We start from the raw sequence: 7,906 nt of genomic DNA, 5'->3' as shown, positions 1-7,906 counted from the left end.
CGGGTCGTTCTGATCACCCAGCAGTTCGTTCTGCCACAACGTGTAGTCCGCGTACTGCACCGGCAACGCACGCCACTCCGGCATCCGCCCCTCCACCCGCGCCGCGTAGGCACGGGTCAGGTCGGCGGCGAGCGGGCCCAGCGACCACCCGTCCCCCGCGATGTGATGCACGACCAGGACGAGGACGTGGCGGCCGGGGGCGAGGCGGAACAACTCGGCGCGCAGCGGGATCTCGGTCGCCAGGTCGAAGGGGTAGCGGGCCGCGGACTCCAGGGCCTGCGGCAGCTCCGTCTCGGTGACGTCGGTGGCGGGCAGCTCCACACTCACACTGTCGAGAACGTGCTGGTACGGAGCACCGTCGGCCTCGGGGAACACCGTCCGCAGACTCTCGTGCCGGGCCACCACGTCACCTAAAGCGGCCCGCAGCGCGTCACGGTCCAACGTGCCGGTCAGCCGCACGACGAGCGGGATGTTGTAGGTGGCGCTCGGCCCCTCCATCTTGTGCAGGAACCACAACCGCCGCTGAGCGGACGACAGGGGAGGGGCCGAGGGGCGTTCCCGCGTCGCCAGGGGCGGCCGAGCGGGTCCCGCGGTGTCGAGGAGCGCCGCCACCGCGGCCGACGTCGGCCCGTCGAACAGCGCGCGCAGCTCCAGCTCGACTCCGAACGCGGCACGGATCTGGCCGATGAGGCGGGTGGCCAGCAGCGAGTGCCCGCCCAGGTCGAAGAAGTCGTCGTCGACGCCGATCCGCGGCAGGCCCAGCACCTGCGCGAACAGATCGCACACGATCTGCTCCTGCGGCGTGCGCGCTTCCCGCCCCGACCCGGGCACGGTGAAGTCCGGCTCCGGAAGCGCCGCCTTGTCCAGCTTGCCGTTGGCGGTGAGCGGCATGCGGTCCAGTACGACGACGGCGGCCGGCAGCATGTAGTCGGGCAGCCGATCCCGCGCGAACTCCCGTACATCCCCGCCGCGGAGGGCTTCCCTTGCCACCACGTAAGCGATGAGGCGGGCATCGCCGGACTGCTCCTCGCGGACCACCACCGCCGCCTCGGCGACGTCGGGGTGGTCGGTCAGCACGTTCTCGATCTCGCCGGGCTCGATGCGGAAGCCGCGGATCTTGACCTGGTGGTCGGCGCGGCCGACGAACTCCAGCTCGCCGTCCTGGTTCCACCGCACCAGGTCACCGGTGCGGTACATCCGGGTGCCCGGCTCAGCCGCGTACGGATCCGCCACGAACCGCTCGGATGTCAGGCCGGGCTTGCCCAGGTAGCCGCGGGCCAGACCGGCCCCCGCGACGTACAGCTCCCCCACCACACCGGGCGCCACCAACTCCAGTCCCGGACCCAGCACATACGTCCGCAGGTCGGATATCCCGACGCCGATGACGCTGGCCGCCGCCGCGGTTGCTCGCTCCCGGGTCAGCGGCTGGTACGTCACGTGGACCGTGGTCTCGGTGATGCCGTACATGTTGATCAGGGTCGGCGTGTCGTCGGGGTGGCGCCGGTACCAGTCGGCGAGGCGGGACGGCTGGAGTGCCTCGCCGCCGAACACCACGGCGCGCAGGGCGAGTTCCCGGCCGGTCGGGAGGGTGTCGGCGTCGGCCTGCGCCAACTGGTAGAAGGCCGAAGGCGTCTGGTTGAGGACGGTGACACCGTGATCGGCCAGCAGGTCCAGGAAGGCGCCGGGCGTCCTGCTGACCTCGTAGGGCACCACGACCAGGCGTCCCCCGTGCAGCAGCGCTCCCCACAGCTCCCAGACGGAGAAGTCGAAGGCGTACGAGTGGAACAGCGTCCAGACGTCGTCGGGGCCGAAGCCGAACCACTTCCGGGTGGCGTCGAAGAGCCGCACCACGTTGCGGTGGGCGACGACGACGCCTTTGGGCCGGCCGGTGGAGCCGGAGGTGTAGATGACGTACGCGGGATGCTCGGGCGCGAGCGCGGTGACCGGGTTGTCCGCGCACTGATCCGTCACGTCGAGCCTGTCCAGCAGCAGAACGGGCGTCCTGCTCGCCGTCTCCACCGAGGCACGGTGCCCGGTCGTCGTCAGCACGAGAGCCGGCCCGGCGTCGGCGACCATGTGGGCCACACGAGCCGCCGGATAGGCCGGATCGACAGGGAGATAGGCCGCGCCCGCCTTCAGCACCGCCAGGACGGCCACCACCAGCTCCGCGCTCCGGGGCAGAGCCAGAGCCACCACGTCCTCCGGACCGACACCACGACCCAGCAGCTCATGAGCCAACCGGTTCGCCCGCTCGTTCAGCTCCCCGTACGACAGCGTGGCCCCCTCCCACACCACCGCCGCGGCCCCCGGCGCCGCCGCCACCCGCGCCTCGAACAACTCCGGCAACGTCGCCCGCGACGGCACGACAGCCGAAGGCACCGCCAGCACGGCCGCCCGCTCCTCCGCCGACAGCAGATCGATCCGCCCGATCGGCCGGGAGGGATCCGTCGCCGTGACGGCTCGCAGGGCCGTGCGCAGGCGCCGGTGGTGAACGGCCAGTTCGTCGTGCGTGCACAGTTCGGGGTGGGCGTTCACGTCGACGGCCGGCCCGGCGCCGTCGCGTCGGTCCCACACGGCGAAGGTGAGGTCGCCCACCAGGCCGGAGGAGAGGTTGTGGGCGGTGGTCGGCAGTCCGGCGAAGGTGATCGCGTAGTCGAAGGACATGACGTTGACGACCGGTGCGTACCACGTCCCCAGGCGGCCGGGCAGTGCGAGGTCGCGCTGGATGTCCTCGGCCCGGTACCGCTGGTGACCACCGAGTTCGCGCACGCGCTCGCCGATCTGGGCGAGGAGTTCGCCGAGTGTCAGCTCCGGTCGTAGCGTGAGCCGGAGCGGTAGGACGTTGGCAGCCGTACCGGGGGTGCGGCGCTCCACCTGGGTGAGGCGGGCCGCCACCGGCAGACCCAGGACGACGGTGGCCGTGCCGGTCGTCCGGTGGACGTGGAGGGCCGCGGCGGCGATGACCAGGTGCGACCAGGGGGCGCGGGCCCGGCGGGCCGCGTCGCGCAGTGCCGTGTGCTGCGCCGGCTCCAATGTGGTGGTGTGCCGGAGATAGCGCTCCGGTGTGGTCACAGGCGTGCCGACGATCCCGGTCGGCTGCGGACGGTCGGTGAAGCGTTCCGTCCAGTACGCCCTGTCCCGGGCGAACTGCTCCGACGCCTGGTAAGCCTGTTCGGCGTTGATCAGGTCGGACAGCGTGCCGAAGGGGCTCGCCGCCACCGGGCCGCCTCCGGCGAGTGCGGTGTAGACGTCGGCGACCCTGCGTGTGATCAGCAAGGACCCGAAGGCGTCCATCACGGCGTGGTGGTAGCCCTGGTACCACCAGAAGCGGTCGGCGCTCAGCTTCAGGAGCGCGTACTCGAACAGCGGGTCCTCGGTCAGGTTCATGGGCCGGGCGACCGCGGTGTCCATCCAGTGCCGGGCGGCCTGTTCGGGGTCCGGCTCCGCGCTCAGGTCGGTGACCGCGAGCGGCCGGCCGGCAGGCAGCTGGAGGGCTTGCCGGACCTCGCCGGATTCCTCGACGAAGCGGACGTGCAGCGCCTCCGCCTCAGCGACGACGAGTGTCAGGGCCTGCGCGAACAGCTCCGGGTCCACACGTCCCTGGATCTCCAGGTACTCCCCCACCCGGAAAACGCGGTTCCCTCTCCCCAGTCGTTGCTCGGCGATCCATATTTCACGTTGCGCAGCCGTGAGGGGCAGCGTGGTGCCGGCACTGACGGACAAGTCTCCACCTCCGAGAATTCCCCCGCACGGACGGCCGGAGAGGGCAGGAATGAAAAACTCACAATGTCCTGGAAATCGCGTCGTCAATTCGATCGCGCAGAAGTGAAACGGCGACCTCCGCTCTGTCGGAGCGACGTGGGTCACCGTGCGTGTACAGGAGCCGGGCGTAACAGCCCGGAAAACGCGCCAGAGGGAACCTAACCCGGGAGATCCGAAGGGTCAAGGAGATCAATCGGCTATGCCACGTGCATGTCCGGGCTGTGTCCCGCCGGCGGGACACGCGGGACAATCGGACGGGACCCGTGCGCACCCCCGGCGTCGGCCGCGATGCCCGCCGAGGCAGCCTGGCGATCAACTGCCCCCGGATCAGCGGTGAATGCCCGCCGTCCGAGCTTGCGGCGGGCCGTGGCCGAAGCCGGCCACACGCCGGCCGGCGCCCTTTCCCGCGGGCTGCGCCCTGCCGGTGCGGCGACCGGCGTCGGGACCCGCGCGTCGGTCGCGGGGTGGTTCGCCTTGATCGAGGGGCTCTTGCCCGCCGTTTCTCGACGGTGTTAGCTTCACTGTCCATAAATGCCGATCGCACGTTTCCCGAGGCTGTTTCACAAAAGGAAACCGTATGGCTAAAACGCAGTGGATACGTCATCTGCTGGACCGTGGCACGGACGACGAGCCGTGGGCCGTTTCGAGCGCTTCGGTCACACGGGGACAGTTACGCGGTGCGGTAACCGAATTCGAGGAGCGCTTCCGGAACGAGGGAATCGGCGAAGGCAGCTCGGTTCTCCTGAGGATGACGCCGAGTTTCACCTATATCCAGGTCCTGTTGGCCCTGTGGAGCCGTGGGGCGCAGGTGGTCCTGGTCGACTTCCGGCTGAAACCGGCCGAGTACGAACCGCTGGCCCGGCTGGTGCGTCCGCAATACCTCGTCGCCGCGTCCGGCGCCGGAGGGCCGGTGGCCGGATTCCGTCAGGAGTCCGACTTCACCGTCCGGCGGCTGCCGGACGGCCGGCCCGCCGTCGACGGCATCCGACTGGTGCAGTTCAGCTCGGGCTCGTCCGGCCGGCCCAAGGTGATCGGTCGGCCCGCCGAGTCCGTGCTGGCCGACATCGACCGGCACGCCGCACTTCCGGGAATCCCCGGGGCGGGCGACCGGGTGATGCTGCTGAACTCGGTCATGCACAACATGGGCCTGGTCAGCGGCGTGCTGCACGCCCTCGCGTCCGGGGCGACGCTGATCGTCCCGCCGACGCTGCGCCCGGCCGAGGTCGTACGGCTCATGGCGGCCAGCGGGACGACCGCCGTCTACGGCACCCCGGTCCACTACGATCTGCTGTCCCGCGTCGCCGACCGGCCCCGACTGCCCGCACTGCGCCTCGCGGTGTCCGGCGGCGAGCGGGTGCCGCAGGAGACCTACGAGACCTTCCGTGCACGCTTCGGCCTGCCGATCAGCCCGGTCTACGGACTGACCGAGATCGGACTGATCGCGGGTGACCTGTCCGGCACGTCCGTCCCTCCGCAGCTGGGGCTCCCGGTGCCGGGGGCCGAGATCAAGGTCGTCGACGAGGAGCTCTACGTACGGATGGACCACTCGCCGTATCTGTACGGCGAGCACGCGGACCGCTACACGGACGGCTGGCTGCGGACCTACGACCGGGTCCGGCAGGACCCCGCGACCGGGGTGCTCAGCATGCTCGGCCGGGCCGACTCGCTGGCCGTGATCGGCGGACTGAAGGTCGACCTCACGGAAGTGGAGAACGTCCTTCTGGCCCACGACCGGGTGACGGAGGCCGTCGTGACGCACGGAGAGGTCATCGAGGCGTTCGTGGGTGCCGATCCCGCCGTCGGCGCGGACGAGTTGACGGCTTGGTGCCGGGAACGGCTGAGCCCCGTCAAGGTCCCCAAGAGGTTCCACGTCACGCGACTGCTGCCGCGGAACTCGATGGGGAAGCTGATCCGGGACCGTGCGCTGATGCACGGACGCGTCCTGTCGGAATCGCCGTCGCGGGCACAGGGGGACCGGTGATCTCGAAGGACGACCTCAGGGCGATTCTGACCGAGAACGCGGGACTCGGGCCGCTCGAGGAACTGACCGACGACGCCGAGTTGGTGATCGACTCCTTCACCCTGGTGGTCCTTCAGCACGTCCTGGAGGAGCGGCACGGCGTGGCCATCGACCCGCAGTTCGACGACATGGCGCAGTTCACCTCGATCGACGGCATCCACACCTACGTGACCAGGGTCGCGCAGGAGCACTGACCGGCACACCCGGCCCCCATCCGACCGCATGCGCAGGGAGCGATGATGAGCAACCCCTTCGAGAACCCCGACGGCACCTTCCTGGTGCTCGTCAACGACGAGGGCCAGCACTCGCTGTGGCCCTCGTTCGCCGAGGTGCCCGCGGGCTGGACCGTCGCGCTCGGCCGGAACGACCGCCAGACCTGCCTCGCCTACGTCGAGGAGCACTGGACCGACATGCGCCCGCTGAGCCTCGTGCGCCGATAGGAGACCTCGATGGACGACGCCGCATTCCAGCAGCTGCTGTTACGGGAGGAGGACCTCGAGGAGTCGTTCTACGGCGAGGAACCGAGCGCCGCCTACGATCCCGCCTTCGTCTCCGGCGACGAGTCGGGGCGGGCCATCGTCGACCTGACCAACATGCTCACGCACGGCACGCATCCCGAGACGGTGCACCACGCCTCCGCACTGTTCACCAACGTCGTGGGATCGGTGGTGTTCCACCATGTCGCCCGGTTCGGCCACGGGACCTGCCGGCAGATCTACCAGGAGCTCTTCGACGCGGTGCACGCCTGCGCGCAGTACCGGATGGAACTCAACGACGGCGTGCAGCTCGACATCTCGAGGGTGGACCTGGGGCCTGTCGAGCTGGGAGACGGCGGCTTTCTGGTGCGGTGGCTGTCCGCCGTCGACCACTTCCGTATCGAGACCGCCTGGGTGATCGTCGCGAAGGACGACGTTCTCACCTTCGTCAACGCCCGTGTCCCGGACGAGTCGGAGATCCAGCGGCTCGCACGCATCGCCGTCGACCGCGTCGCCGAACTGACCGGTGCCTCATGACGTCCACGGCGTCCCTGGTCGACTTCGCGTCCGCGCTGGAGACGGTCGAGGAATGGCTGACCGAGTACATCTCGGCGAGCCATCCGGAGATCGGCCGCACGGGGCCCATCTGTCCCTTCGTGGCACCCTCCCGCAAGAACCGGACGATGGAGATCCGCCTGCGGTTGGCCGGCCACGCGCCGACCCTCGAGCTGATCGAGGAGATCGCCCGCAGCAGTCTGCGGGAGTACGAACTGACGACCTGGCAGGGCCGCAATCCCATGCTGCGGGCCATGGTGGTCGCACTTCCCGACCTGCGCAGCGAGGACACGGGACTGCTCGACCAGGCCCATGCCCGGGTGAAGGACGACTTCGTGGCACAGGGGCTCATGATCGGCCAGTTCCACGAGAACTGCGAGGTGACGGCCGCACGCAACCCCCGCTTCGCGGTGAGCAAGGCACCCTTGCCCCTGTTCGCCATCCGCGCCATCGCCCTGCACGACGTCTTCTTCCTGTCCGAGCGGCCGCACTGGTTCCAGGAGTACCGGAAGCGGTTCGGCAAGTTCTTCGGACCGGGGTCCACCGTGATGGACCCGCTGTTGATGGAGCGTTACCGGGAGGCCGAGCAGACTTACGGTGGTCCGCCGTAGATCCCGCCGACCTCTTGGCCACCGGCGGGGGACTCCGACAGTGTCGGAGTCCCCCGCCGGCGAGCCATGTCCCCCGAACCGGCCCGGGGGGCCATCGCGATCGCTGGTGGGCCAGCGTGCCGTCAACGCTGCCCACACCAAGACCCGGACGCCCGACGTGCTGTCGTCGAGCGGCCTCATACACCGCCGGTGAACCCCGCTCGACGCACATCGATCGAGCTGTCGACGTGATCGCCTGTCGAGTACTGAGTCGTTCTGCGCCGCAGTGGTCGCCACTGCCTCGCGTATTCCCCGACCGTCCGCTGCCCCGGCTCCCGCCGCACCTCGGCGACTGACGGCGCCGTGTCCTGCTTCTCGGCGCAGAGCTGCGTGAGGCGCTCGGTAGCGTCGTCGTCCCGCGTCCTCGACCTCGCGAACGTCCGAACGCTGGATCCCGGACCGGAACATGGTGCGCAGCAGGGAGTGCTCCCGGAGGTCGGCCC

General features: G+C 69.9%; 6 protein-coding genes. 5 read left to right on the top strand and 1 reads right to left on the bottom strand.

Features of this window, described 5'->3' with window-relative positions:
- Positions 1–3,867, bottom strand: a 3,867-nt coding sequence (locus tag Q5694_RS23200; protein ID WP_333935153.1) for an amino acid adenylation domain-containing protein, incomplete at its 3' end; no start/stop codon positions are given.
- A 472-nt stretch (positions 3,868–4,339) separates the two neighbouring features.
- On the opposite strand from Q5694_RS23200, the gene Q5694_RS23195 reads away from it, so the two are divergent.
- The 5 genes from Q5694_RS23195 to Q5694_RS23175 are packed head-to-tail and all read left to right on the top strand — an operon-like array spanning position 4,340 to position 7,424.
- The gene (locus tag Q5694_RS23195; protein WP_333935152.1) at positions 4,340–5,743 is read left to right on the top strand and encodes a class I adenylate-forming enzyme family protein; all 1,404 of its coding nucleotides are present in this window, start codon (positions 4,340–4,342) and stop codon (positions 5,741–5,743) included.
- A complete protein-coding gene (locus tag Q5694_RS23190; RefSeq protein ID WP_333935151.1) occupies positions 5,740–5,976 on the top strand; it encodes an acyl carrier protein in 237 nt (78 codons plus the stop codon). Before Q5694_RS23195 ends, Q5694_RS23190 begins: the two co-directional genes overlap by 4 nt.
- A gap of 45 nt (positions 5,977–6,021) precedes the next feature.
- On the top strand, positions 6,022–6,222 hold the full coding sequence (locus tag Q5694_RS23185; protein WP_333935150.1) for an MbtH family protein: 201 nt from the start codon (positions 6,022–6,024) through the stop codon (positions 6,220–6,222).
- Between the two features lie 9 nt (positions 6,223–6,231).
- On the top strand, positions 6,232–6,795 hold the full coding sequence (locus Q5694_RS23180) for a hypothetical protein (protein WP_333935149.1): 564 nt from the start codon (positions 6,232–6,234) through the stop codon (positions 6,793–6,795).
- Positions 6,792–7,424, top strand: coding sequence for a DUF6875 domain-containing protein (locus Q5694_RS23175; protein WP_333935148.1), 633 nt, complete (start codon positions 6,792–6,794; stop codon positions 7,422–7,424). Before Q5694_RS23180 ends, Q5694_RS23175 begins: the two co-directional genes overlap by 4 nt.
- Positions 7,425–7,906: the final 482 nt, after the last annotated feature.

The sequence above is a fragment of the Streptomyces sp. AHA2 genome (assembly GCF_036857595.1).
Classification (GTDB): domain Bacteria; phylum Actinomycetota; class Actinomycetes; order Streptomycetales; family Streptomycetaceae; genus Streptomyces.
Note: the sequence above shows the minus strand (reverse complement) of the source record. Positions and strands in the feature narration are given on the sequence as shown.